General features: G+C 68.4%; 23 protein-coding genes. 2 read left to right on the plus strand and 21 right to left on the minus strand.

Annotated elements, in window-relative coordinates; genetic code table 11:
- Window positions 1-132 precede the first annotated feature (132 nt).
- The 19 genes from AB0K34_RS33940 to AB0K34_RS34030 all read right to left on the minus strand — a co-directional run bounded on the left by AB0K34_RS33940 (window position 133) and on the right by AB0K34_RS34030 (window position 20182).
- Window positions 133-885, minus strand: coding sequence for a hypothetical protein (locus tag AB0K34_RS33940; RefSeq protein WP_364553036.1), 753 nt, complete (start codon window positions 883-885; stop codon window positions 133-135).
- Window positions 886-1044: 159 nt separating this feature from the next.
- A complete protein-coding gene (locus AB0K34_RS33945) occupies window positions 1045-1848 on the minus strand; it encodes a hypothetical protein (RefSeq protein ID WP_301176167.1) in 804 nt (267 codons plus the stop codon).
- Window positions 1849-2322: 474 nt separating this feature from the next.
- On the minus strand, window positions 2323-4461 hold the full coding sequence (locus tag AB0K34_RS33950; protein ID WP_301176168.1) for a hypothetical protein: 2139 nt from the start codon (window positions 4459-4461) through the stop codon (window positions 2323-2325).
- Window positions 4462-4550: 89 nt separating this feature from the next.
- Window positions 4551-5258 (minus strand): hypothetical protein, encoded by a 708-nt coding sequence (locus AB0K34_RS33955; RefSeq protein ID WP_138640493.1) that lies wholly within the window; start codon window positions 5256-5258, stop codon window positions 4551-4553.
- Between the two features lie 783 nt (window positions 5259-6041).
- A complete protein-coding gene (locus tag AB0K34_RS33960; protein WP_364553039.1) occupies window positions 6042-6752 on the minus strand; it encodes a hypothetical protein in 711 nt (236 codons plus the stop codon).
- 125 nt (window positions 6753-6877) lie between these two features.
- On the minus strand, window positions 6878-7627 hold the full coding sequence (locus AB0K34_RS33965; protein ID WP_364553040.1) for a hypothetical protein: 750 nt from the start codon (window positions 7625-7627) through the stop codon (window positions 6878-6880).
- Between the two features lies 1 nt (window position 7628).
- Complete coding sequence (locus AB0K34_RS33970) at window positions 7629-8180, minus strand: hypothetical protein (RefSeq protein WP_364553041.1); 552 nt, start codon at window positions 8178-8180, stop codon at window positions 7629-7631.
- 18 nt (window positions 8181-8198) lie between these two features.
- The gene (locus AB0K34_RS33975; RefSeq protein WP_364553042.1) at window positions 8199-8927 is read right to left on the minus strand and encodes a hypothetical protein; all 729 of its coding nucleotides are present in this window, start codon (window positions 8925-8927) and stop codon (window positions 8199-8201) included.
- Between the two features lie 19 nt (window positions 8928-8946).
- Window positions 8947-9546, minus strand: a complete 600-nt coding sequence (locus tag AB0K34_RS33980) for a hypothetical protein (RefSeq protein WP_364553044.1) — start codon at window positions 9544-9546, stop codon at window positions 8947-8949.
- Window positions 9543-10103, minus strand: coding sequence for a hypothetical protein (locus AB0K34_RS33985; protein WP_138640488.1), 561 nt, complete (start codon window positions 10101-10103; stop codon window positions 9543-9545). The genes AB0K34_RS33980 and AB0K34_RS33985 overlap by 4 nt, the downstream gene beginning before the upstream one ends.
- Entirely contained in the window at window positions 10100-11350 is a 1251-nt protein-coding gene (locus AB0K34_RS33990) for an MlaD family protein (RefSeq protein WP_301176174.1), read from the minus strand. The genes AB0K34_RS33985 and AB0K34_RS33990 overlap by 4 nt, the downstream gene beginning before the upstream one ends.
- A 1-nt stretch (window position 11351) precedes the next feature.
- Window positions 11352-12677, minus strand: coding sequence for an MCE family protein (locus AB0K34_RS33995; RefSeq protein WP_364553046.1), 1326 nt, complete (start codon window positions 12675-12677; stop codon window positions 11352-11354).
- Window positions 12677-13918 carry an MCE family protein gene (locus tag AB0K34_RS34000; RefSeq protein ID WP_364553047.1) on the minus strand — a complete coding sequence of 414 codons (1242 nt, stop codon included), beginning with the start codon at window positions 13916-13918 and terminating at the stop codon, window positions 12677-12679. The genes AB0K34_RS33995 and AB0K34_RS34000 overlap by 1 nt, the downstream gene beginning before the upstream one ends.
- A gap of 1 nt (window position 13919) precedes the next feature.
- Complete coding sequence (locus AB0K34_RS34005; protein ID WP_364553048.1) at window positions 13920-15134, minus strand: MCE family protein; 1215 nt, start codon at window positions 15132-15134, stop codon at window positions 13920-13922.
- On the minus strand, window positions 15131-16189 hold the full coding sequence (locus AB0K34_RS34010; RefSeq protein WP_364553049.1) for an MCE family protein: 1059 nt from the start codon (window positions 16187-16189) through the stop codon (window positions 15131-15133). Before AB0K34_RS34010 ends, AB0K34_RS34005 begins: the two co-directional genes overlap by 4 nt.
- Entirely contained in the window at window positions 16186-17463 is a 1278-nt protein-coding gene (locus tag AB0K34_RS34015) for an MCE family protein (protein ID WP_301176179.1), read from the minus strand. The genes AB0K34_RS34010 and AB0K34_RS34015 overlap by 4 nt, the downstream gene beginning before the upstream one ends.
- A gap of 1 nt (window position 17464) precedes the next feature.
- Window positions 17465-18301: an ABC transporter permease gene (locus tag AB0K34_RS34020; protein WP_138638957.1), complete on the minus strand. Its 837-nt coding sequence runs from the start codon at window positions 18299-18301 to the stop codon at window positions 17465-17467.
- A 1-nt stretch (window position 18302) separates the two neighbouring features.
- The gene (locus tag AB0K34_RS34025; RefSeq protein ID WP_138638956.1) at window positions 18303-19091 is read right to left on the minus strand and encodes an ABC transporter permease; all 789 of its coding nucleotides are present in this window, start codon (window positions 19089-19091) and stop codon (window positions 18303-18305) included.
- A gap of 98 nt (window positions 19092-19189) precedes the next feature.
- On the minus strand, window positions 19190-20182 hold the full coding sequence (locus tag AB0K34_RS34030; protein ID WP_301176180.1) for an ATP-binding cassette domain-containing protein: 993 nt from the start codon (window positions 20180-20182) through the stop codon (window positions 19190-19192).
- Between the two features lie 460 nt (window positions 20183-20642).
- On the opposite strand from AB0K34_RS34030, the gene AB0K34_RS34035 reads away from it, so the two are divergent.
- Together AB0K34_RS34035 and AB0K34_RS34040 are read left to right on the plus strand one after the other, a co-directional pair.
- A complete protein-coding gene (locus tag AB0K34_RS34035) occupies window positions 20643-21860 on the plus strand; it encodes a helix-turn-helix domain-containing protein (protein ID WP_138638954.1) in 1218 nt (405 codons plus the stop codon).
- A gap of 130 nt (window positions 21861-21990) precedes the next feature.
- Entirely contained in the window at window positions 21991-22644 is a 654-nt protein-coding gene (locus tag AB0K34_RS34040) for a TetR/AcrR family transcriptional regulator (RefSeq protein WP_301176181.1), read from the plus strand.
- A 19-nt stretch (window positions 22645-22663) separates the two neighbouring features.
- On the opposite strand, the gene AB0K34_RS34045 is transcribed toward AB0K34_RS34040, so the two are convergent.
- Window positions 22664-23044 carry a nitroreductase family deazaflavin-dependent oxidoreductase gene (locus AB0K34_RS34045; RefSeq protein ID WP_364553051.1) on the minus strand — a complete coding sequence of 127 codons (381 nt, stop codon included), beginning with the start codon at window positions 23042-23044 and terminating at the stop codon, window positions 22664-22666.
- Between the two features lie 76 nt (window positions 23045-23120).
- Window positions 23121-24584, minus strand: coding sequence for an NAD(P)/FAD-dependent oxidoreductase (locus AB0K34_RS34050; protein WP_301176183.1), 1464 nt, complete (start codon window positions 24582-24584; stop codon window positions 23121-23123).
- Between the last annotated feature and the right edge of the window lie 10 nt (window positions 24585-24594).

The raw sequence follows: 24594 nt of genomic DNA on the forward strand, positions 1-24594 counted from the left end.
GAGGGTCACCACGACGATGTCGCCCTCGGCGGCGAGTTCGGCGCCGTCGTACCAGCCGACCCCTCCCGAGCCGCTGGTGTACCCGCCGCCGTGCACCGCGGGGTCGCCGCGGGCACGGACCGGTCGGGCAGCTCAGGATCCGAGCTCGGCGTACGTCTTCTTGACGATGTACTCGTTCTGGATCATCGTGTTGGTGCCGGCCGGCGAGGGGAACCCGCCGATCTGGTTCACCAGCCAGTCGGTGACGCCGGCGCCGAACGCGCAGTTGTCGGCCTCGGGGACCGCGAAGTCGTTGCCGACGTGCTTGGCGGACCGGACGACGATGGGGTCGGTCTGCACGACCTGGAGGCCCTCGCCGGTGATCGGGGTGTTGGGCGGCGGCGGGCTGGTGGTCCCCGTGGTGAGGTTCAGCAGGATCGGGTTCGCGTTGGACCCGACATAGCAGTTGCTGCCGAGCAGCGGGTTGATGAGGCGGACCTTCACCCCGAGCTTGATCTGGAAGTCAGAGCTCACCGGCATCTCGAACGCGCCCGCGTACTCGACCTTGGCATACACGGCCGACACGAACGGGTCACCGAACAGCCCGGGCTGGACGAGCATCTTCGGCGCTTCAAGGCCTCCGAAGATGATCTTTGTCTCGAAGGTGGTGGGGTTGAAGGTGTTCGCGTACGTGAACCTGAGCGGCTCCTCGATCTGCTGATCGAAGTTCCCGATCTTGAAGCTGCCGCTCGTGACGACGCCCACGTAGCAGTTCGAGAAGGTCGGGTTCGCCCCCTCCGGGAGGGGCGGGCAGTCGGAGAAGTCGAAGCTCGACGGGATCGGGTCCGGGTTGGCCGCCGAGGCAGCGGTCGCCATGCCGAAGGTCAGCAGCGCAGCGGCGGCCATGGCGGGAAGCGCGAACCGGGAACGACGCCTCCGGAAACGAGTGGACTTCACGAGTCCGTCCTTTCATCTTGCCAGGGGGAGCGGGCATTGAACGGCGGACGGCCAGGCCGTGGAACCGTGCCCGCGGGGTCGCCGCGGGCACGGACCGGTCGGGCGGGCTCAGGATCCGAGCTGGGCGTACGTCTTCTTGACGATGTACTCGTTCTGGATCATCGTGTTCTTGCCGGCCGCCGAGGGGAAGCCGCCGATCTGGTTCACCAGCCAGTCGGCGACGCCGCCGCCGAACAGGCAGCCCTTGGCGCCGGGCACCGCGAAGTCGTTGCCGACGTGCTTGGCGCTCCGAACGACCTCGGGAGTGGTCTGCACGACCTGGAGGCCCTCACCGGTGATCGGGGTGTTGGGGGCGGGCGGGTTGGTGGTGCCGGTGGTCAGCTTCAGCGTGATCGGGTTCGAGTTGGTGCCGACCGTGCAGTTGCTGCCGAGGATCGGGTTGATGAGCCGGACCTTCACCCCGAGGGTGATCTCGAAGTCCGAGCTGACCGGCATCTCGAACTTGCCGGCGTACTCGACCTTGGCGTACACGGCAGTGAGGAACGGGTCACCGAACAGCCCGTCCTGGACCAGCATCTTCGGCGCCTCGAGCCCTCCGAAGAGGACCTTGGTCTCGAACGTGGTGGGGTTGAAGGTGTTCGCGTACGTGAACCTGATCGGCTCCTCGATCGCCTGGTCGAAGTTCCCGATCTTGAAGGTGCCGCTCGTGATGATGCCCACGTAGCAGTTCGAGAAGGTCGGGTGCGCCCCCTCCGGGAGGGGCGGGCAGTCGGAGAAGTCGAAGCTCGACGGGATCGGGTCCGGGTTGGTCGCCGAAGCGGGGGACGCCAAGCCGAAGGTGAGAGTTGCGGCTGCAGCGAGCGCGGCGGGAAGCGCGAACCGGGAACGCCTCCGGATACGGGTGAACTTCACCAGCCTGTCCTTTCTTTGTGCCGGGAGAAATGGACACAGGGCGTCGGACGGCCACACTGTGATCCGCCGACACGGAACCGTGAGGCGGATCCCCGATGAGAGGATCCTCGATTCCCAACTGGAGGCTAATACCGAAACAATGACAGCTCAATACGCCGCAACGCATGAACATGAAGATCTTTTCGCTTTGTTAGCGAATATCAAGAATGGGTCCCCCGAGCGGGATCGGTATTATCACCGACCGCATATAACCAGGCGGGGAGGACGCGTCATCCAAGGCTTGCCCAGCTCTGGCGGGGAACATGGCGGGAGGACTTGAACGGAACGGCCGCACTCGCCGCGGACTGAAAGGGTCCGCGGCGAGCCGGCCTGGCTGCACCGCGCCGGGGTGGTGCGGCAGATGCAGCCGGCTCTTACGCCCCAGCGCTAACAGACGCGCCGGGAGGAGACACTACGTGGCAAACGCATGATCGATCAGGGCCTGTCCCAGATAATCTGCTGCTTCGGAGTAAAGGCGAAGTTGGTGCCAACACCCCCGACAAGCGGGAGGCGCATCGCAGGATTTGTCCTCGTGAAACCCGAAAGACTACAGGTCGACTCGGGTGCGACTTCCAGATCATGGCTTAGCAGGTTGAGCGTACCATTGTCGTACTCTCCCAGAAACGATCCAGGCATTCCGGACAATCGTTGATTGATGCCGGATTGAGCTTGTGGATGGTTGATCTGGACCGAGCAGTCGGCGGCGCCGTCGTCGTCGACGTCCACACCGACGTTGAGCATCAGCCCGGTCACCTGCATGGTCATCCGGGTTTCGTATTCCCGGACGCTCAGCCACAACGGGCCTTCCTGGGTGCTTTCCACCACTGGATACTCGATGCCATCAGATGTCTTGACCTTGCAGCCCTCAAGGGACAGGTTACCCTTAGCGAGCATGTAGCGCGGCAGCCAGTGGCCTCGTTTGAGATCGAATCGCATGGCCATCGACTCGCACCCGAACTGGGCTTTCTCCGGGGTGCCAGAGTTTCTAGTGAGAAGGAACTGATGCCCCGTCACGTTGGTGTCCCCGCCTTGCGGAACAGTGACTGTTGCAGGCAGCGGAGCCGCATTATCGACACATTGGGCTCCAGTACGGAGATCACACCACGTTCCTGTATTCACATTTGCGTAGTTACCCGACCCGGAAACACTCGCGGTAAGGATCGGACTCAGATCTTCCGTCACTCCACAACCAGAGAAGAAGGGAATATCCAGGTCATCCACGACCAAGGTCTGACCCTCCTTGTAGTCCAAATAACCGGTGCGATCACCGCCCAGCCACGCCTTCCCCACGAAGGCGGTCGGGCTCGTCGTGCACTGTTCACCCAGGTCAATCGGCACTCCATTGACCTCGGCCTTGACCGCTTTGATCCGAACGTATGAACTCGCACCGAGCTGAGCAGTCCCTATGCCGGGCTGCCTGAATTGCTGGAATTGCTTGCGGACAAGTCGAAGATTCGCCGTGATCGGGTCATTTGGTTTCCCGGGAGGACCGGACTGCACGGCCTCTGCCACCGCACGTGTCGGCATGAATCCGAAACCCAGGATGGTGGCGGGAATGGGATTGGTGCGAGTTATTCCATATCCACGCTTTTCGTCAAGATTTGGCCCAGTAACCAAATTGCCAAAGCGATTTTCAGTCTGGAATCTCGTACTACTTTCAACGGCAACCGGGACGGCATAGCCGACCTTCTTGGCATTGAGGAACCCCGCACCTTTGATGCAAAACGGAAGTCCATCCCCAAGAATTGGATCCCGTACGGTTTTCGGAACTGCTGGAGAATCATAGAGCTTCTTCAGTACGGGATCTTCATAATTGATGGCATATCTTGGATCCGTCCCCCGAGCCGGAAGGAGCTCGCACATTTGTGTCTGGGACGCGGCCGGCTGAGAGGCTGGCGTGCTCAACGAACTCGGACCCGCCGCTTCATTCCCGCGGGCTATCCGTACGGTTCCGAGCAGGGTCTCCTTCTCCGCCGTACAGTGCAGCGCAGTCTCTGCTCCGTCCTTACTCGCGCTCGTTTCGGCCGGCACCAACGACAGGTCCAGTCCCCCGGCCGACCACGACAGTCCACCCGCTGAATCCGGGGTCACCGGCGGCGCGATCCCGCTACCGGTCAGATGCACGATTCCGTCACCGTATGAGGGTGCGGCCGCCAGAGCGAAAGCCGGCCATCCACTGTCCTGAACCCGATCAGGCGCACGGACGGCGACCTGTATCTCCGCGACTCCGCTGAGCGCGGGGGGAGCTGTGGACGAGGGCGTGACACTCGTCACTGGCGAGGCCGAGGGACCGCCCGGGGATCCCGCTCGAACCTTCGACGCCAGCTCGGCAGGAACACCAACGTCGATCTTAACCGTGCCCAGTTGGACCGGCTGCCCGACGGTTCCGGACGAGGGCGCCGTCGTTTCGATCCGCAGCCTCACCTTGTGGGTCCCGGACGTACCGGAGCATACAAGCCCGATGTCAGCACCGATGTCGGCCATCGCCGACGGGATGGTGGCTACTGTCCCACCGCCCACGATCACGGCCGTGAGCGCCCCGATCCGCGCGGCGTTTCTGAACAACCGGTGCATTGTCACATCCTTTAATCGACGGTGAACCGCACCCGGATGGCGAGCACCCGGGTGCGGCTCGAACAAGGACCGCGCCTCATCTCATGAGGTCAGTCGATCGTCGGGCTGACCCCGCTGGAGTTGACCACGCTGTACGTGCCAGCGAGCGAGACCGTTTCACCGACATCGACCAGTCCGTTGCAGCCCGGGCTCGACGCGGTGAGCACCTCCAGGTTGTTCGAGGCCCCGAACGCCACCGAGAGCGTGCCGTCGTTGCCCGTGAGCGACGAGGGATTGGTGTAGGTGCCCTCGATGTAGCCATCGTTGCCATTCGGCCCGCCGACGGTCGCCGTGCACCCAACGCTGGGCCCGTACAGCTCGACCTGGACGCCAGTCAGTCGGCCGCCCGTCGTCCCTCCCGGGCCCGAGTCGCTTCCGGGGCCATCGTCGTCAGCGTTGAACGACCACGGCGTGCCCAGGGCCGTCACCCGGGTCGGGATGGAACCGTTGGCCACGCACCAGTCGTTGGTCTGGCCGGGCGAGGAGAAGGTGACGCTGCTCAGCGTGGCGATGCCGGTGCCGGGCCGTGCGGTGCCGCTCGGCAGGCTGCCGGAGGCCGTCGAGGACGTGCACTCCAGGGTGGACCCGTTGATCAGGCCGAAGCCGATGATGGAACCCACGTTGCTTCCGGCGATGGTTCCACCGTTTTGGACGTCGAAGTTCGTCGCCGGGTCCGCAGAGGCCGGCATGGTGGTGAGGGCGACGGCGGTGGCCGCGACCGCACCAGCGGTCAGGGCCCTTCTGGCGATCTTTCGCATGTCAGTCCTTTTCCCTTCACGGGGGGTGGTTTCTTCTACTCGTAGGGACACTGACCGCGTTCTACAGGTCGAACTCCTCCGGGTTGATGGGAGCAGAACCCCGGAAGCCGAACTCCTTCGACTTCGCCGCAAGACCACCCAGTCCTGCCGTACTCATATCGGAATATACCCGCCAGTAGTGCACTTCTCAAGTGTCATCCGAACATCTTTGCTGACTTCATGGAAGTTGCCACTGCAGATTGTCAATCGCTTAGCAATCGATCATTATGTATTTATCACCGACTTATAGTCGGCTTGAACAGCCGGCGCCCGTACACGGCGGTACCCGTACACGGCAGGCCATTCGCGCGCCGATCCGCCATTCGCTGGCATGGAAGGATCTCCACTGAGCCATGAGCCTCCGTTGCGTTGAACGGCACGGAGAGCGTCCTCAGTGCGAGGCAGGCTGACGTCCGCCCGTCCGCCCAAAGCGCTGTCCGCGGCGAAGAGCGACGGCAGGTTCACCGCAACCACCTGCACGGGAATTAACCCGTTGGCCACGCATCAGTCGTTGACTTTTCCGAGTTGGGAGAAAGACACCGCGTCGATCGCGGAGAGTGACCCAAGTGGTTCGGCGTGTCACCGGCAAGTGACGATGACGCGCAGAACAGCACGGACGTAGTGGAGATGTCGTACGCCGGGACGGCGCCGGGTGCACAGGCCGCGGTCGTCGCCGCGGCGGCGGCCATCCCTTTGCGTCACAACCTTCGCATCTCGACATTTCTCCGTCCCGTATCTCCCGCACTAGAAATTGACCGTAGGGCTGATTCCAGCCGCCGGCGGAACGGGACTGGTCCGGTTCACTTGGATGTAGCCGGCGAGCGCGACCGTTTGACCGACTGCGAACAGTCCGGTACAGCCCGGGGTCACGCTGGTCACCCGCAGGTTGTTCACGGCCCCGTATGGCATCGAGAGCGTGCCGTCGTTACCTGTCAGCGTCGAGGGATTGGTGTAGGTGCCCTCGACATAACCGTCCGAGCCGCCTGCGCCCGGCCCACCGACAGTGGCGTCACAGGCCAAACTCGACGCGTACAGCCTGATCCGGACGTTGTTCAGTCGGCCTTCCATCGTCGCTCCCGGGCCCGAGCCAGTGTGCCCACCCGTGAGGTCGAAGGTCCATGGCAAGCCCAGAGCCGTCACCTGGATCGGAACGGAACCATTCAACAGGCACCAGTCTTCGACCTGGCCGTCCCAGGAGAAGGTTACGTCGTCGAATGTGAAGAGGCTGCCGAGCAGGGGGCCGTCCACGGTCGGCGTGTGGCCGGTGGCCGCCAACGATCTGCACCCCTCCATGAATCCGTTGTCGACGGTGAAGAAGCTGCCCAGGTCGGTTCCAGCGACATAGCCGCCGTTCTGGATGGTGATTGGGTCGGCCGAAGCCGGAGCTGCCGTGAGAGCGACGGCTGTGGCCCCGACCGCCGTAGCGATCAGAGCCTTTCTGATTGTCTTTCGCATGTCGGTCCGCTTCCCTTCATCGAGGGTTGACAGCCGCTCACCTCGGGTGCGCTTCCGCAGGGCAGGCTCCAAAGGTGTCGGTGGCGGAAATCATCGGATTAAAGCCGGGTTGCATATCTCCCGCGCTAGTCGATCGTCGGGCTGATACCGGCCGCCGGTGGATTGGGGGTAGTTCGCGTCAGGTTGTACATGCCGACGAACTCGAACGTCTCACCCACTGAGAGCATCCAGCAACCTTCAGGATCCGAGATACTGAGTACCTTCGCATTTTGGCTGCCCAAGTATGGAATATCGAGTGCACCGTCGTTATCCGTAAGCGTCGATGGGTTGTAATACGTGGCCTCGTAGTAGCTATCTGAACCACCTGCTCCTGGTCCCCCGATGATTGCGTCACACAGACCCCAGCCTTCGATGTGCAACTTGAACTGGACACCGGTCAGTCGGCCGTCCGTCGTCCCTCCCGGGCCCGAACTCGTCCCCTCGCCCGTGGCGTTGAACATCCACGGCAGGCCCAGCGGCGTCACCTGGGTCGGGAAGGTACCGTTGGCCACGCACCAGTCGTTGACCTGGCCGGGCGAGGAGAAGGTCACGTTGTCCAGCGTGGCGATACCGTCACCGTTCGCAGTGCCATTCACGATCGGGTTGCCACTCGTATCCTTCCGGGTCCAGGCGGTGATGGTGGAGGAAGTACACTCCAGGGTCGCCCCATTGATTTCGCCGAAGCCGATGAAGGAACCCACGTTGAATCCCGTGAGGTAGCCGCCGTTCTGAATGGTGTAGGTGACCGGGTCCGCTGCGGCCGGAGCTGCTGTAAGGGCGGCGGCGGTGGCCGTGGCCGCTATGGCGGTCAGTGCCCTGCGAGCGAGCTTCCGCATGTCAGGCTCCGAGGGTGTCGATGGCGGAGATCTTCCATTTGCCGTTTGCGTACAGGGCGTCGACGGCGAAGACGGCCGCGGAGTAGCTCGTCTTGTTCGTGTCGGTGCGGGTGTTGCGCTGGTCGGCGAAGATCAGCAGGCGGGCACGGTCGCCGGTCAGGGACTTCACCGCCGAGTCGGTGACCGACGTGGTGAGTACCTGCTTCTGCTGCGGCGCCTGCTTGCGCACCAGGGCGAACAGCTGGTTGTACTGCTGGACGGCCTTTCCGGTGAGTAGTTCCTGCGCCGCCTTCTCCGTCTTTGCCACGTCGGCGTAGTTGTAGGAGAACACCGTGTTGACGACCGTGGTCACCTGGCCTTTGACCTCGGCGGTTCGGCCATTGTCACTGAGGGCGTCGTTCTGCGCGGAGGTCGCGCCCGCCAGGTCGCGCTCCTGGGCGTTCGACCAGGCGGCGACTCCACCGAGCGCTATTGTCAGCGCGCCGAGGAGGACGACGAGACGGGTGCGCGCGGTGCCCGGGACGAACCGGCCGGCTGAAGTGATCGCTGCCATTCGCTTTCTCCTCCCCGCTCAGGGCGTTCCGGTCGGGGCCTGGCCGAGCGCCGACAGTTTCCAGCCGTCCGAGGTCCGGGTGAGCTGGCCGGCCATGCGCCGGGTGTTGTCGACCGGCTTGCCGTCGGCGCCGGTGATGGTGATGCGGACGGCCGCGATGACGGCCGCCTTGCCCGCACGGGTGTCGAGTTCGGTGAGCCCGGATTCGAGGATCTTCGCGGTGCTGGTCGTTTTCGCCTTCTGCACCTCGGTCTTCAGCCGCTCCCGGCCCTGCACGATCTGGTCGTAGAGCTGCGCGGTCGCCGAGTCCTGCCACACCTTGAGGCCCGCGTCCACCTGGCGGTAGTCGAGGGTGTTGAGGTTGACGATCTCCTGCCCGGCGACGGCGAGCACCCGGTCCCGTTCGGCCGCGTAGGCCAGCGAGTCGTCGCCGGACGCCGCGTGGTAGGACCAGCCGAACCAGGCGGCGGCCCCCGCCGCGATCAGCGTCACGAGTGACGCGATCCTGATGAGCGGGTCCTTGGAGAGCCTGCGCCGGGGCTTCTCGTCCGCGTCCTTCTCCGACGACTTCGGCTTCGACGTCTTGTCGGACTTCCTCCCGGTCGGCTCCGGGATCTCGCCGCTCTCGTCCTCAGCCGGTTCCGGCTCGGCGGACTCCCCGCCGTCCCGGGCCTCGGGCTCTTCAGGCTCCTCGGCCTGAACCTCGGGCTCCTCGGCCGCCGTATCGGCGGTCTTCGTCTTGGACACCTGAATCCACCCCTTTCCTTCAGGCGGCCCGGAGGTCGCTGATGCGCCAGCCGTGGTCGTCGCGGACCGTGACGATGAGCTGGGCGGCGACCGGCGGACCGGTCGCCTTCCCGGCCCGAGTGGTCCGCTGATCGAGCATGACCAGCAGGACCGCCGTCCTGTCACGGCTGAGTTTGATCAGCCCGGCCTTCGTCACCTTCGTGGTGAGGGCGAGCTTCATGACCGGTGCGTTCTGCTTCACCAGGCCGAACAGCTTGCGGTAGTCGCCGACGGCGCGGCCGGTGAGGACGTCGTTCGCGGCGCGCTCGGTGGCCGCCGGGTCGGTGTAGGTGTAGGTGAAGATCCGTACGACCTTCGCCGAGACGTCGGCGACGACCTTGCCGGTATCGGCTTTGTCGACGAGTGCGCGGTTGGCGGCCGGTGACCGCTCGCTTCTCCTGTCGGCCCAGCTGTCGACGGCGAAGGCGGACAGGCACAGCGCCACGGCGAGGGCCACCGGCCACCCCAGCCCGGCGGCCCGCTTGAGTCGGGAGACAAGCGGGCGCCGGGCGGTCTTCTTTGCGCGCTTCTTCCGCGGGGCCGGGTCACGGCGCGCGGCGCGCTCCTCGGTGATGCTCATGGCCCGCTCCCCCCGGGTGCCAGCGGTTTCAGCGAGCTGATCTTCCAGATGCCGCCGACGCGCTGCATCTCGACCTCGTAGCGCTTGCGCTGCTCGGTCCCCTGCGCGGCGCCGGCGGCGGGCTCGGTGAAGATCCGCACCGAGGCGAGGACGGTGGCCTCGCCCGCCGACCGGTCGAGCGCGGTGACGGCGAGCGCGGTGACCCGGCCGTGCGAGGGGGTCTTCTGCTTGGCGAACTTCGCGCGCGCGTTCGGCATGTCGCGTTTCAGGGCGTCGGCGAACGGGCCGGTGGCGACGTCCATCCAGTGCGTCATGTCCAGGTCGGCCACCTTGGGGTCGATGCTGTTGACCAGCGCGAGGTCACGGACGGCGGTCCGCGTCACGTCGTCCCGCGCGGAGGCGAGATCGTGGTCGGCGCCCCGGCCGGACTGGAACAGCGACCAGAACGACAGGCCGAGGAGGACGGTGGCGGCGGCCACGAGGACGTAGCCGGCCGGGCGGATCCACCGGATCAACCGGGCGAATCCGCGCGGCACCGCCGCCGCCTCCTCGGTCATCGCGTGCCTCCGAGCCCGAGGAGGGTGGCGAGGTCACCGGACGTCGGCGGCCTCGCACCGGCGGACAGCCCCAGCGAGTCGATCAGACCGGCCGATCGGGTGCCGCTCAGCGTGCCCGGCTTGGCCGGCGCCGGGACGCCCTTGTGCGGCGCGTTGGCGGAGCCGCGCACGTTGATGCCGGTACTCGGGCTCTCCGCGCAGTGCGCGTCGGTGTTGAACGGCGGCGCGGGCGACTCGTCATGCCCCTCGCGGTAGCGGGTCTTGCCGTAGCCGCGCGTGCAGGGCTGCGGGTTGAAGAACGTGGTCACGAGGCCCATGCGGAGCAGACCGTCATCGACAATGCTGGGGCCGATGCCCGCGACCTTCGGGAGGTTGTCGAGCATCTCCTCGATCGCGGCCTGGCGTGGAGAGCCGATGCGCGCGGTCGTGAGCAGGTTCGCCAGCAGGACGCTGAGGCTCGGGTCCAGGTCGCGGAGCAGGGCCGACATCTCGTTCGCCGCGCCGGGCCCGGCCGCGATGAGCTTGCGCAGGTCGGTGTCGGAGTCGCGGAATTGCCGCGCAAGCAGCCGGGAGTCGGACGCGAACGACTTGAACGCCCCCGACATCTCGTTCTGCGTCTGCAGCACCACCTGCCCGTTGTGGATCAGCGCGCGGGTGTCGGGGAACGCCGCGTCGGACGCTGAGACGAACCGGGCGCTGGTGTCGAGGAGCTGCTGGAGGTGCGGTCCCTGCCCCGCGAACGCCAGCCCCAGCTCGTCGATGAGCGTCTTGGTGTCGTTCAGCGGCAGCGAGGCGGTGAAGTCGTTGACGCTCTTGAGCGTCTCGTTCACCGGCGCCGGGACGGTGCTGACGCTTCGCGGGATCGTGGTCCCCTCCGCGAGGTAGGGTCCGGCGTCGGCGCGGGGCCGCAGGTCGACGTACTGCTCACCGACGGCGGAGCGGTTCGCCACGACCGCCTCAAGGCTGCGCGGGATGTCGGGTGAGGAGTTGTCGATATGAAGTTCGGCGACGACGCCGTCCGAGGTGAGGTCGAGCTTGCCGACCTTGCCGACGGTGACGCCCCGGTAGGACACCGCCGACCCCTCGAAGAGGCCGCCGGTGCTGGGCAGGTCGAGCCGGACCGTGTAATAGCCGCGCAGCCCGACATAACGTCCGACATCGGCGTAGTTGGTACCGATGTAGGCGATGACCAGCACCGCGATGACGGCGAACACGGCGATCTTGATGCGGGTGACCGCGGTCAGCATGTCAGTTCCCCTCCCCGAGCGTCGGCAGCGGAAGGGCGGGCTCGCTGCTCGGGCTTTCGTTCCGGGGCGCCTGGCGCGGCGCGACCGGTTGCGGCGCTCGCGAGGCGGGAGCCTGGGTGGTGGGGGTGCCCGCGCCGGGGACCGCGGCCTTGGTGCCGGGCCGGGCCGCGGTGTCCGGGCAGGGCTTCGGCAACGGACCGACGTACCCAGGTGGTGCGGCAAGCGGGTTCGACTTCGCGTCCGTCGGCTCAGTGTCCTTTTCTTCCGCCTTCTTCTCCGTCTTCCGCAGGCCCTCGTTCTCATCGGCATGCTCGAAGGGGTCGGTCTCCTCGATCGGCGGGACGACGCAGTCGAACCCCTCCGCCGCGATCACGGTGACGTAGCCGTTGAGGTAGTCGCCCTTGATGGCCTTGAGCGCCTCGTCGGTGAACGGGTACGTCAGCAGGATCTCCAGCGACTTCGGCAGGTCGCGGCCGGAGTCGGCGAGCTTGCGGAGGATGACCGACAGCGCCCGCAGGTTCGCGGCCGTGTCGTCCTTGCTGGCGTTGATCGTCTTGACGGCGACGTCCGACAGCTTCTCCAGCCGGCGCAGCATCTCCACGAGCCGGCCGCGCTGCTCCTCCAGCACCTTCAGGCCGGGCGACAGGTCGGTCAGCACGGTCGAGACCTGCCCGTTGCGGGACGCGACCGTGGACGACAGCCGGTTCAGCCCGTCGAGCGCGTTCACGATCGACTGCCGGTTGCGGTTCAGCGTCGAGGTGAAGGTGTTGAGGTTCTCCAGCGCGGAGCGGACCTTGTCCTCGCGCCCGTTGAGCGCCTGGTTCAGCTCCCGGTTGATCGTGCGGATCTGCGGGAGCCCGCCGCCCGACAGCAGCAGCGACAGCGCGCCGAACACCTCTTCGGTGTCGGCGTTGCGCGTCGTGCGGGACGCCGGGATCACGGCGCCGTCGGTGAGCCGCTGCGGGGACGGCGCCGTCGTGGGCGCCGCCAGCTTGACGTACTTCTCCCCCAGCAGGCTCGACTGCTCCAGGTTCGCGACGGCGTTCGAGGGCAGGTGCACGTCGCCGTTGATGATCAGCGTCACCTCGGCCTGCCACGCGCCCTTCGGCAGCGACACCTTCTTCACCCGGCCGACCGGCACGTCGTTGACGCGGACGGCCGCCTGCGGGACGAGGTTCAGCACGTCCTCGAACTGCACCCTGACCGTGTACGGGTGGTCGCCGACGTCGGCGCCGCCGGGCAGCGGGACGTCCTCCAGCCGCACCGAGCAGCCCGCCGCCAGCACGGCGCCGGCGGTGAGGGCCGCGACGAGCTTGGGCACGCGCATCAGCGGTCCCCCTTCTTCCCGGTGGAGCCGGCGTAGATCTTGCCCGCGGGCGGCAGCGGCAGGGCCGGGAGGCCGGTCTGCTGGGTGGGCGCCACGGCGACCAGCCCGCCCTTGTTCAGCCGGTCGCACTGCTCGCGGAGCGTCGCGGTCGCGGACGCCGCCGCGGCGCACAGCGGCCGCTGGTCGGCGGCGGGCGGGTCGACGCCCGGCTGGTCCAGGCTGCCGAACGCCTTGGTGATCTCCAGGAGGTTGCCGCGCGCCATCAGCGTGCGGGTCTTCGGGTCGTAGGCGTTCAGCGCGTTCTGCGTCACCAGCGGCGCGGTGTCGATCAGTTCGGCGAGGGACGCCCGCTCGTCCACCAGGACCTGGGTGACCTTGGCGAGCTTGCCAACGTTCGTCTTCAGCGCCGCCCGGTTGTCCTGGACGAACCCCTTCACCTCGGCGAGCGCCCGCGCGAGGCTGCGCAGCGCCGCGCCCAATTCGTCGCGGTCGGCGGCGAGGAACCGGCTCACCTCGGCGAGCTGGTTCTCGGCCAGCCGGATCTGCCCGTCGTTGGCGCGGAGCATCTCGCTGAACTTGTTGAGGTTGGCGATGGTGGCGTACAGGTCGCCGCTGTTGTCGGCGAGGGTCTGCGACGCCTTGCCGAGGTCGGAGATCATCGTGTTGAGCGCCTGGCCGTTTCCGCCGAGGTTGGCGGCGCCGACCCGGATGACGTCCGACAGGGCGCCCTGGGCGTTCAGCCCCTGCGGGCCGAGGTCGCCGGAGATCTTCCGGACGGCGGTGTAGAGCTGGTCGAGTTCCAGCGGCGTCGCGGTGTTGTTCACGTCGATCGAGGCGCCGTCGGCCATCTTCGGGCCGCCGCTGTAGGCGGGGTCGAGCTGGACGTACCGGTCCGACACCAGGTTCGGCGCGATGACGACGGCGCGGGCGGCGGCGGGGACGTCGATCTCGTCGTCCACCCGCATCTCGACCTTGACCTTGTCGCCGAGCGGTTCGATGGAGTCGATCGCCCCGACCTTCACGCCGAGGACGCGGACGTCGGAGCCCGGGTAGACGCCGATCGCGGTGGCGAAGTACGCGGTGATCTTGTGGGTCGGCCCGCCGCTCAGCAGCGGGACGAGCGCGATCGCGACCAGCAGCACGAACACCGCGATCAGCGCCTGCACCACCCGCGTCCGGTGGTCGCGGATCGGTGAGCCGAGCTTCGGCAGCTTCGCCGTGCGCGTCGTGGAGGACGCCATGTCACCGGCCTCCCGTCAGGTGCGGCGGCTTGCAGTGGCCCGGCAGCGGCCGGTCCTTCCACCTGCCGTTCTCCAGGTACTCGTCGGGGACGGTCCCGCACAGGTAGCCGTCCACCCAGCGGCCGTTGCCGGTCGCGTTGCCGAGGACGCGGACGTAGGGGGCGGCGGTCTCCAGCACGCGCTCCAGGTTCTTCTGGTTGCGTTCGAGGGTGGTGGTGACCCGCTCCAAGGACGCCAGCGTCGGCCCGAGGGTGCGGCGGTTGTCGTTCACCAGGCCGACCAGCTCGTTGGAGAGGCGGTTGGTGCCGACGAGCAGCGCGTGGATGGCGTCGCGGCGCTGCCGCAGCTCGGCCAGCAGCAGGTTGCCGTCCTTGAACAGCGTCTCGAACTGGGAGTTCTGCGCGGCGATCGTGCCCGAGAGCTGCTTGGTCCCGGCGAGCAGCCGGGACAGCTCGGCGTCCCGCGACGCGATCGTGGTGGACAGCGACGACAGGCCGTGCAGCGCGACCCGGACGCTCGCCGGTGTGTCCTCGAACGTCGTGGAGATCGTCTCCAGGCTCGCGGCGAGCTTGGCGGTGTCGAGGTCCTCGAACGTCCGGCCGAGGTCCTGGAACGCCGTCGTGACGTCGTAGGGGGCCACCGTCCGGTCGAGCGGGATCGTCTGCTCCGGGTTCTGCTTCCGGTAGCCGAGCGGGTCGAGCTGGAGGTACTTCGACCCCAGCAGCGTCTTGATCATGATGGTGGCGCGGGTGGCGTTGCCGATCCAGGTGTCCTTGACCCGGAACGTCACCTTGACCTTGTTGCCCTTGAGCGAGACGTCGGTGACCTTCCCGACCTTCACCCCGGCGACGCGGACCTCCTGGCCTCCCTTCAGCCCGGCGGCCTCGGAGAAGTACGCGCTGTAGGTCGTCCCGCCACCGATGACCGGCAGCCGGTCGGCGCGGTAGGCGAGCGTGCCGAGGACGAGCAGGATCACGATGCCGACGACGGCGACCACGACCGGGTTGCGCTCGCGCAGCGGCTTCAGCCGCGGGCGCTCCTTCTTCGGGCGCGGCAGGGCGCGCGGCAGCGGCCGGGGCGGCGGCCCTCCCGCGGGCGGCCCGCCTGCGGGAGGACCACCCGCGGGGGGACCTCCTGCGGGAGGTCCGCCGGGAGGCGGCCCGCCCCCCGGGGGGAGGGAGGGCGGGCCGCCGGGCGGCGGGGTCGGGGGCGTCATCCGCGGCACCTCGCGTCCTTGATGGGGAGGCCGGTCGGCGGCGGCTGCTCCGACAGGTCGGAGCCCGCGTAGCTGACGCCGATCAACTTCACCTCGCACTGGTAGAAGTTCACCCACGAGCCGTAGGAGGCCAGGCGCCCGAAGGCCGCCATCTTGGCCGGCGAGCGCTGGAGGAAGCGCGTCAGCAGCGGCTCGTCGCGGTTGAGGTTGTCGCTGAGCCGGCCGAGCTGGACGATGTCGTCCTTCAGCGGGTCCCGCGTGACCTGGAGCAGCCCGGCGGTGGCGGTGGTCAGGTCGGCGATCGACCCGAGCGCCTCACCGATCGGCTTGCGGTCGGTGGCGAGGCCGGAGGTGAACCGGCGCAGCGTGGTGACCAGGTCGACGAGCTGCCGGTCACGGCTGTTGATGGTCTGGACGACGCTGTCCAGGTTGGCGATGAGCTGGCCGATCACCTTGTCCTTGGCGGCGAGCGTGCTCGTGAGCTGCCCGACGGTCCGCAGCAGGCTCTCGACCGTGCCGCTCTCGCCCTGGAGCACCTTGACGATCGACTCCGACAGCTTGTTCGCCTCGCCGGGCGACAGCGCCTGCATCAGCGGCTGGAAGCCCTGGAACAGCTGCGTGAGGTTGAGCGTCCCGGCGGTGTGCTCGACGGGGATCGTCCCGCCGGGCTTCAGCACGTCGCCGGGCGAACCGGTGCCCTGGCCGAGCGCGATGTACCGCCCGCCGACCAGGTTCAGGTACTTCACGGCTGCGGTCGCCGACGCCGGGATCTGCCGGTCCCTGTCGACGGAGATCTTCACCCGGGCGAGCCGCCGGTCGCTGACCTTGATCTCCTCGACCTGGCCGACCTCGACGCCCGCGATCCGCACCCCGTGCCCCGGGTGCAGCCCGGCGACGTCGGTGAACTTCGCGTAGTAGGTGACGCGGTCGCCGCTGGTGGCGCCGGTGATGCTGGACGCCAGCAGCGCCGTCGCCAGCACCGTCACCACGATGAAGATCAGCGAGCTGACGAGCGGGAAGCCCATGCCCTTGATCCCCTGGCCGGTGAGCCTCACTTGACCGTCACCTCCGTGCCCCGGTAGATCGGCCCGACCAGCACACTCGACCAGTCCGGCAGTTCCTCGGGGACCTCGTCCAGCGGCGGGCCGGCGAGCTCGTTGACCAGGTCGTTCTCCGACGCCGAGTTCGCCGGGCCGAGGCCGCTGCCGGCCGCGCCCGCCTTGCCGGGGGCGCCGCCCGCGGGCAGCACCCGCACGCCGTTCCCGGTCGCCAGGTACGGGACGCTCGGGCAGCGCGGCCCGTTGCCGCCGTCGTAGCGCGGCGCGTCCTTGCCCGGCACGTAGCGGCCCTTGCTCTTGAGCGGCACCACCACGCCGTGCACGCCGTGCTGGTTCGTGCCCTTCCCGAGCACCTTGTTCATCGTCGGGATGAAGCCGGCGAGGGTGCGGAACGTGCAGGGCGCGGCCGGGGCGTAGCGGCGCATCAGCTCCAGGCTCCCCCGGCTCTCGGTCGCCAGCGCGATGATGTTGCCGGAATTGGCGTCCAGGAAGTCCTGGAGGTCGGCCGACGACCCCGACACCGCGTCGTACAGGGTCGCGAGCGCGGTGCGCTGCTCCACGATCGTCTTGCTCGTCACCGTGAAGTCGGTGAGCGCCTGGAGCAGGTCGGGCGCCGCGTCGGAGGCGTGCTGGGTGAACTCCGCCAGCTCCTGGAGGTTGCGGGTGAGCGCCGGGACCTCCGGGTTCATCCTGGTCAGGAACGCGTCGAGCTGCTCGAAGTTGCGGCCGATCTGGTCGCCGCGCCCCTCCAGCGCCCGCGACATGGCGTTCAGCGTCGCCGACAGCTTCGCGGGCTGGAGCGTGTTGAGCAGGTCCATCGTGTGGTTCAGGACCTCCGACAGCTCCACCGCGTTCTCGCTGCGGTCCTCGGAGATGACGTCGCCGTCGGCGATCGGCCGGCCCGCCGACCCCGGCGGCGGGACGAGCGAGACGAACCGGGCGCCGAACACCGTCGTCGGCAGCAGCCGCGCCTGGACGTCCGCCGGGATCCGGTCGGTCATCCCCGGTTTCAGCGCCAGCTCCAGCTTCGCGCCCGCGCCGTCCGCCTTGATGGAGCGGACCTCGCCGACGACCACGCCGCGGACCTTCACGTCCGCCATCGGGTGCATCTCGTGCCCGGCCGTCGAGGTGCGCAGCGTCACCCTCGTCGCCTCGGTGAACTGCTTGTCGTAGATCGCGATCGACAGCCAGATCAGCAGCGCCGGGACGAGCAGGAACGCCACCCCCGTGAGGCGCTGCCCGACCACGTGCCGGGTCGTTCGTCTCGCCATGTCAGCCCGTCACCTTCACCGTCGTCGTGGCGCCCCAGATGGCGAGGCTGGCGAAGAAGTCCGTCACGCTGATCAGCACGATCGCGGTGCGGACCGCGCGGCCGACGGCGACGCCCACGCCGGCGGGGCCGCCGACCGCGCGGTAGCCGTAGTAGCAGTGCGCCAGCACCACCATCACGCTGAAGATCAGCACTTTCGCGAACGAGAGCAGCACGTCCTCGGGGGCGAGGAAGAGGTTGAAATAGTGGTCGTAGGTGCCGGCCGACTGCCCGTTGAACCAGATCGTCACCTGTCTGGACGCCAGGTACGAGCTGAGCAGCCCGATGCCGTACAGCGGGATGATCGCGACCGTGCCCGCGATGATCCGGGTCGTGACGAGGTAGGGCACCGACTGGATGCCCATGCCCTCCAGCGCGTCGATCTCGTCGTTGATCCGCATCGCGCCGAGCTGCGCGGTGAACCCCGCGCCGACCGTCGCCGACAGCGCCAGCCCGGACGCCAGCGGCGCGATCTCGCGGGTGTTGAAGTACGCCGAGATGAACCCGGTGAACGCCGCCGACCCGATCTGGTCGAGCGCGGCGTAGCCGGACAGCCCGACGACGACGCCGGTGAAGATCGTCATGCCGATCATCACGCCGACGGTGCCGCCGATGACGGCGAGCGCGCCGCTGCCGAACGCGACCTCGCTGAGCAGCCGCAGCGACTCGCCCAGGTAGCGGCGGATCGCGCGCGGCGTCCACAGCAGCGCCCGGATGTAGAAGCCGAGCTGGTCGCCGGGCTGGTCCAGCCAGGAGACCAGCTTCACCGGCTTGAGCCGGCGAGCCCCGGGAACCGCCATGTCACGCTCCCTTCGGGGGGACGACCTGCAGGTAGATGGCGGTCAGCACGACGTTGACGAAGAACAGCATCAGGAACGTGATGACGACCGACTGGTTGACCGCGTCCCCGACGCCCTTCGGGCCGGGGCTCGGGTTCAGGCCGCGGTAGGCGGCCACGACCCCGGCGATGAACCCGAAGATCAGCGCCTTGAACTCGCCGATGTAGAGGTCGGGGAGCTGCGCGAGCGCGGAGAACGAGGCGAGGTAGGCGCCGGGCGTCCCGTCCTGCAGCAGCACGTTGAAGAAGTAGCCGCCGGCGACGCCGACCACCGAGACCAGGCCGTTCAGCAGCACCGCGACCGCCATGCAGGCGAGCACCCGGGGGACGACGAGGCGCTGGATGGGCGAGACGCCCATCACCTCCATCGCGTCCATCTCCTCGCGGATCGTCCGGGAGCCGAGGTCGGCGCAGATCGCCGACCCGGCCGCGCCGGAGATCAGCAGCGCCACGATCAGCGGGCTCGCCTGCTGCACGACCGCGAGGACGCTCGCGCCGCCGGTGAGCGACTGCGCGCCGAGCTGCTTGGCCAGCGACCCGACCTGCAGCGAGATGACCGCGCCGAACGGGATCGACACCAGCGCGGTCGGCAGGATCGACACCGACGCGATGAACCAGAACTGCTGGACCAGCTCGCGGAGCTGGAACGGGCGCCGGAACGACAGCGCCAGCACCGTCCCGGCCAGCGCGAACAGCCGCCCGGTCTGGCGCAGCGCGCCGGCGCCGGGGACCGCGGCGTCAGGTGCGGCCACGCGCGTCTCCTTCCACGGGCACGCGCGCGTCGCCGCGCCGTGCGGTCGGGTGCTCAGTTCGCGCCCTGTCGGTGTGCGGCATGTCAGTTCCCGCCATGTCAGTTCGCGCCATGGAAGCCGCCTTCCCGCTGCTGGTGGGCGCGGTTGGCGCGGATCGCCTGCTGCGCCGCGTAGGACAGCCGCGGCATCATCGCGTCGACCGCCATCGCGTGCCGCTGCTCCGCCTGCCGCGGCGGCATCCCGGGCGTCGGCCGCAGCTGCGGCGGGATCTCCAGGGTGCGGTGGGTGCGCGCCGGGGCCGCGGCCTCGGCGGCGAGCAGCGCCGCGTCCTTCTCCTCCGACATGCCGATCGGGCCGTGGGTGTCGCCGTGCAGGAACTGCAGGACGGCCGGCTCCTCGCTGGTCAGCAGCGCCTCGCGGGGGCCGAACGCGACGAGGTCGCGGCGGTACAGCATGCCGATGTTGTCGGGCACGGTCGCGGCGATGTCGATGTTGTGCGTGACGATCAGCATCGTCGCGTCGATCCGCGCGTTGACGTCGATGAGCAGCTGCGAGATGTGCGCGGTGCGGACCGGGTCGAGGCCGGAGTCCGGCTCGTCGCACAGGATGATCTCCGGGTCGAGGACGAGCGCGCGGGCCAGGCCGGCGCGCTTGCGCATGCCGCCGGAGATCTGGCCGGGCAGCTTGCGCTCCTCGCCGGCGAGGCCGACCATCTCCATCCGCTCCAGCACGATCCGGCGGATCTCCGACTCCGACTTGCGGGTGTGCTCGCGGAGCGGGAACGCGATGTTGTCGTACAGGGGCAGGGACCCGAACAGGGCGCCGTCCTGGAACATCAGGCCGAACCGCTTGCGGGCCTCGAAGACGTCGCGGTCGCGGTCGTTGACCATGTCGACGCCGTCGATCATGACCCGGCCCTCCTCGGGCTTGAGCAGGCCGACGAGCGACTTGAGGAACACCGTCTTGCCGGTGCCGGACGGCCCGAGCAGCACGCTGACCTCTCCCGGCGGGAGGGTGAGGGTGACATCCCGCCAGATCGTCTGCCGGCCGAACACTTTCGTCAGCCCCTCGACGACGACTTCAATTCCCAACGACACCACCACTCGCGATAGGGCAGGAGGTTGCGAGGACGTTACGGCCCAGTAGACACGGAATTCAATAGGGGCTCGCGGTATCTTCGGCACAATTCGGTAAATGGCCGCCGGAATTTGTCACCGACTTAGTGTTCGATCTCCGCGAACCCGTCGCGAGTGACTACCAACCGGTAACATGTTGCCGGCGGGCCGCGCGCCGACGCGCACCCGGCCGCCGCGGTTGTCACCGATCCAGCAACCGAACGTCATTCTTGTCACATCGCGCGCAAAGCGGCGGCCCCGTGCGGCCGATCATGCCGCAGCCCCTTGCCAGCCGGGACTGGCGACTTTATGTTCGCGGTGTTCTCGAACTCGCCCACGCTGCTCGCTTCCCGTCCGGCACACCCCCGTCCGGAGCCGCCGTCCCGCCGGGACGGCCACCCCGTACCGGCCGGCTCGATGCGGAGGTTTCCTTTCCATGTCGCAGGCATTGGAATTGTCCGAACACGGCAGGAGTCAGATCGACTTCCGGGATTTCCTCGAGCTGCTGCGGGCCGAACTGGCCGATGTGACGAACGAGATCGTCGCGGAGATCAAGCAGAACATCCCCGAATACGACCGGCCCGACCCGTCCTACGACCAGACGCTCCGGCTCTGCGCCGACATGCTGCTGCCGACGTTCTTGGAGCGCGTCTCCGACCCGAACGCCTCCACCGCCCAGCGCGACGAGACCTGCCGCACCCTCGGGCGCTTCGAGGCCATCGAGGGGCGCTCCCTGGACCACCTGCAGGCCGCCGCCCGGATCGCCTTCCACGTCGCCTGGCGCCGGACGGCCGTCCTCGCCGAGCGCGAGCAGGTCCCGACCTCCGTCGTGGCCGCCGCCGTCGACGCCATGCTCGTGTACCTGGAGGAATCGGTCGCCCAGGCCCGCCTCGGCTACCAGCAGGCCACCGGGCACGCCGACATGCGCCGCCGCGAGGAGCGGCGCCGGTTGCTGCACCTCATCCTGCAGCGGCCCGCCGTCGTCCCCGAGGCCATCGAGGACCTCGCCAAGTCCACCGGCTGGTGGCCGCTGCCCGCCGAGGCCACGCTCATCGCCGTCCACCCCGAGGCGCCCTGCACGCGCTCCGCGCTCGACACCGACGTCCTCACCGACTTCGACTCCGCCGAGCCGTGCCTGCTCGTCCCCGGGCCGCTCACCGCCGACCGCAAGAGCATGCTGCGCGCCGCCCTGTCGGACGCCAGCTGCGTCCTCGGCCTCACCCTCCCGCTGGAACGGGCCACGCACTCGCTGCGCTGGGCCCGCCGCGTGCTCGCCCTCGCGGAGGAGGGGATCATCCCGGACGGCTCCCTCATCCCGTGCCAGAACCACCTGATGACCATGTGGCTGCTGTCCGACCCGCCGCTGATCGAAGAGCTCACCAGGCGGCACCTGGAGCCGCTCCAGGACGTCTCGGACGGGCAGCGCAAGCGCCTGGTGGAGACCCTCGCCGAGTCCGTCACCACCCGCGCCACCGCGGTCGACATCGGCGAGCGGCTCAAGATCCACCCGCAGACCGTCCGGTACCGGCTCCGCCAGCTGGAGGGCTACCTCGGCGACAGCCTGGACGACGCCGACACCCGGTTCTCGCTCGACGCCACCCTGCGCGCCGCGAGCCTCTACCGGCGCCGCCGCCTGGGGCGCCGGAAGGCGTGACACCGGCGGTGTTTCCGGCGCTGTTGTGACTTTCCGCGAACGCCGGTGACGTTTTGGGTCACACGGGACGGCACGGGCCGTTATCCTGACCTTCTGGTTACCGCCCCCTGACGGGAAGTCGAAGGAGTCCATGCCGACCTCGACCTGGTTCCGCCTCAACGTCGCCAAGCGCGAGCGCGTGCTCGAGGTGGCGATGCGCGAGTTCGGGGAGCACGGGTACTCGACCGGCAGCCTCAACACCATCGCGCGCGAGGCCGGCATCGCCAAGGGGTCGCTGTTCCAGTACTTCAGCGACAAGCTGGAGTTCTTCGCGTTCGTCTGCGACGAGACGTCCCGCCGCATCCGCGAGGAGATGGAGCGCCGCATCGAGCGCGTCTCCTTCGACCAGTCCTTCGACGAGTGGCTCTTTGACGTCCTCTGCGACTGGACCGAGTACATGGCCGACCACCCGCTGGAGCGCGGCGTCACGGCGGCCACCAACTTCGAGCTCGACAACAGCGTGCGGTCCGTCGTCCGCGACACCGCGAACCAGCACTACCTCCAGGTCATCCACCCGACGCTGGAGCTGTGGAAGGCCGAGGGCGCCATCCGCGAGGACGCCGACCTCGCCGTCCTTGCCACCTGGCTGATGACCATGCTGCCGTTCCTCGCGCTGGCGCCGTACTACGACGGCCTCGACCCGATACACGACCTGCGGGGCCGCACCCCGGCCGAGCAGCGGCCCGTGATCCGGCAGCTCCTCGCGGGGTTCCGGCCGATGTTCGCGCCCGAGAAGCAGCGCTGAGGAGCCGTCGCGACCCGGCTCAGTCCTCGATGTCGGCCACCAGGATGTCCATGTAGCGGGTCGCGGAGCGGGCCGGCAGCGGCAGGACGTCGGCCTCGGCGGCCGTCACCACGCGCGGGTGCGCGATGCGCCGGGCGCGGCCGAGCCGCTCCACCCCGCCGCGCCCCTCGGCCAGCAGGTTGCGGACCCAGTCGGTGTCGCGCCCGTACGGCAGCCCGATGATCAGCCGCGAGCCGCTGCGGAACGCGGTGACGGGCGTCCGGTACTCGCGGCCCGACCGGCGCCCCCGGTGCACGACCACGGCGAGCGGCGGCAGGTAGGGCGCGTAGACGCCCTGGATCCGGTTCGTGACCTTCTTGTTGAAGCTGGGGAGCCAGCTCGGCATCAGCGGCTTCGGCATGCCCCATCAGTAACACGTCCGGGCGCCCCACCGCATGGCGGGCGCCCGGACGTGACGGCGATTATCAGCGGGTGAGTCAGCGGGTGACGATGTACTCGGCGGGGTCGGCCTTGCGGGAGCCCGCCCAGAACTCGAACGTGAATCCCGGCCACAGGGTGCGGTTCACGCCCTTGTCGTCCAGGTACCAGCTGTTGCAGCCGCCCTCGTTCCAGACGGCCCGGCGCAGCCGCCTCTGCAGCCGGTCGTTGAACCGGCGCGCGGCCTCCGGCCTCGGCTCGATGACCTCGCCGCCGGCGTCCTGGAGGAGGCGCAGGCAGCTCAGCACGTGCTGGATCTGCACCTCGATCATGAAGACGACCGAGTTGTGGCCGAGGCCGGTGTTCGGGCCGAGCAGCATGAAGAAGTTCGGCATGCCGGGGATCGTGGTGCCGCGGTGCGCCTCGATGCCGTCCGCCCAGATCTCCTGGAGCTTGGTGCCGTCCCGCCCGGTGACGCGCAGGTCGTTGAGCGCGTCGACCACCTTGAAGCCGGTGCCGTAGATGATGCAGTCGACCTCGTACTCGCGGCCGTCCGCGGTGACGATCGAGTTCTCCCGCACCTCGGCGACGCCGGAGGTCTCCACGTGCACGTTCGGGCGGGCGAGCGCCGGATAGTAGTCGTTGGACAGCAGGATCCGCTTGCACCCGATCGTGTAGTCGGGCGTCACCTTGGCGCGCAGCTCCGGGTCGGCGATCTGCTTCTCGATGTGCCGGCGGGCGATGCGCTCCTGCGGGCCCGACAGACGCGGGTCGACGGTGAAGCCGACCGCGCGGGCCTCCAGCGCCCAGTAGATGCCGTTCCGGAACGCGCGGGCGGCGCCCGGCACCTTCTCGAACGCCTTGCGCACCGGCGCGGGGATCGACACGTCCGGCTTCGGCTGGATCCACGGCGGCGTCCGCTGGAAGACGACCAGGTCCCCGGCCCGCTTGGCGACCTTCGGGACGAACTGGATCGCGGACGCGCCCGTCCCGATGACGGCGACGCGCTTGCCGGTGAGGTCGTAGCCGTGGTCCCACTCGGCGGAGTGGAACGCGGTGCCCTGGAACCGCTCCATGCCCGGCAGGTCCGGGAAGGACGGGACGTGCAGCGCGCCGATGCCCGACACGATGGCCCGCGGGGTGAGGACCGTCCCGTCGGTGAGGGTGACGTTCCAGCGCCTGGCCTCGTCGTCGTACTCCATGGAGTCGACCCGCGCGCCGAAGCGGATGTGGTCGCGCACCCGGTACTTGTCGGCGGTCTGCTCCATGTACGCGCGGATCTCCGGCTGCGGCGCGAACATCCGGGACCAGCCGGGGTTCAGCTCGAAGGAGAAGGAGTACATGTGCGAGGGCACGTCGCAGGCGCACCCGGGATAGGTGTTGTCGTGCCACGTCCCGCCGAGCGCGTCGCTCTTCTCCAGGACGGTGAAGTCGTGGAAGCCGGACTGCTTGAGCCGGATCGCCATGCCGAGGCCGGCGAAGCCGGAGCCGATGATGACGATCGCGGGGGCGCGGTCGCTCATGACCCCTCCT

The organism is Actinomadura sp. NPDC049382, assembly GCF_040677125.1.
GTDB classification, from domain to species: Bacteria; Actinomycetota; Actinomycetes; order Streptosporangiales; family Streptosporangiaceae; genus Spirillospora; species Spirillospora geliboluensis.

Bases quoted from the DNA above. Each gene is read 5' to 3' on its own strand.
- AB0K34_RS33940 (WP_364553036.1), bottom strand. From the start codon at position 885: ATGGCCGCCGCTGCGCTGCTGACCTTCGGCATGGCGACCGCTGCCTCG.
- AB0K34_RS33950 (WP_301176168.1), bottom strand. From the start codon at position 4,461: ATGCACCGGTTGTTCAGAAACGCCGCGCGGATCGGGGCGCTCACGGCC.
- AB0K34_RS33955 (WP_138640493.1), bottom strand. From the start codon at position 5,258: ATGCGAAAGATCGCCAGAAGGGCCCTGACCGCTGGTGCGGTCGCGGCC.
- AB0K34_RS33960 (WP_364553039.1), bottom strand. From the start codon at position 6,752: ATGCGAAAGACAATCAGAAAGGCTCTGATCGCTACGGCGGTCGGGGCC.
- AB0K34_RS33965 (WP_364553040.1), bottom strand. From the start codon at position 7,627: ATGCGGAAGCTCGCTCGCAGGGCACTGACCGCCATAGCGGCCACGGCC.
- AB0K34_RS33970 (WP_364553041.1), bottom strand. From the start codon at position 8,180: ATGGCAGCGATCACTTCAGCCGGCCGGTTCGTCCCGGGCACCGCGCGC.
- AB0K34_RS33980 (WP_364553044.1), bottom strand. From the start codon at position 9,546: ATGAGCATCACCGAGGAGCGCGCCGCGCGCCGTGACCCGGCCCCGCGG.
- AB0K34_RS33985 (WP_138640488.1), bottom strand. From the start codon at position 10,103: ATGACCGAGGAGGCGGCGGCGGTGCCGCGCGGATTCGCCCGGTTGATC.
- AB0K34_RS33990 (WP_301176174.1), bottom strand. From the start codon at position 11,350: ATGCTGACCGCGGTCACCCGCATCAAGATCGCCGTGTTCGCCGTCATC.
- AB0K34_RS33995 (WP_364553046.1), bottom strand. From the start codon at position 12,677: ATGCGCGTGCCCAAGCTCGTCGCGGCCCTCACCGCCGGCGCCGTGCTG.
- AB0K34_RS34000 (WP_364553047.1), bottom strand. From the start codon at position 13,918: ATGGCGTCCTCCACGACGCGCACGGCGAAGCTGCCGAAGCTCGGCTCA.
- AB0K34_RS34005 (WP_364553048.1), bottom strand. From the start codon at position 15,134: ATGACGCCCCCGACCCCGCCGCCCGGCGGCCCGCCCTCCCTCCCCCCG.
- AB0K34_RS34015 (WP_301176179.1), bottom strand. From the start codon at position 17,463: ATGGCGAGACGAACGACCCGGCACGTGGTCGGGCAGCGCCTCACGGGG.
- AB0K34_RS34020 (WP_138638957.1), bottom strand. From the start codon at position 18,301: ATGGCGGTTCCCGGGGCTCGCCGGCTCAAGCCGGTGAAGCTGGTCTCC.
- AB0K34_RS34035 (WP_138638954.1), top strand. From the start codon at position 20,643: ATGTCGCAGGCATTGGAATTGTCCGAACACGGCAGGAGTCAGATCGAC.
- AB0K34_RS34040 (WP_301176181.1), top strand. From the start codon at position 21,991: ATGCCGACCTCGACCTGGTTCCGCCTCAACGTCGCCAAGCGCGAGCGC.
- AB0K34_RS34045 (WP_364553051.1), bottom strand. From the start codon at position 23,044: ATGCCGAAGCCGCTGATGCCGAGCTGGCTCCCCAGCTTCAACAAGAAG.
- AB0K34_RS34050 (WP_301176183.1), bottom strand. From the start codon at position 24,584: ATGAGCGACCGCGCCCCCGCGATCGTCATCATCGGCTCCGGCTTCGCC.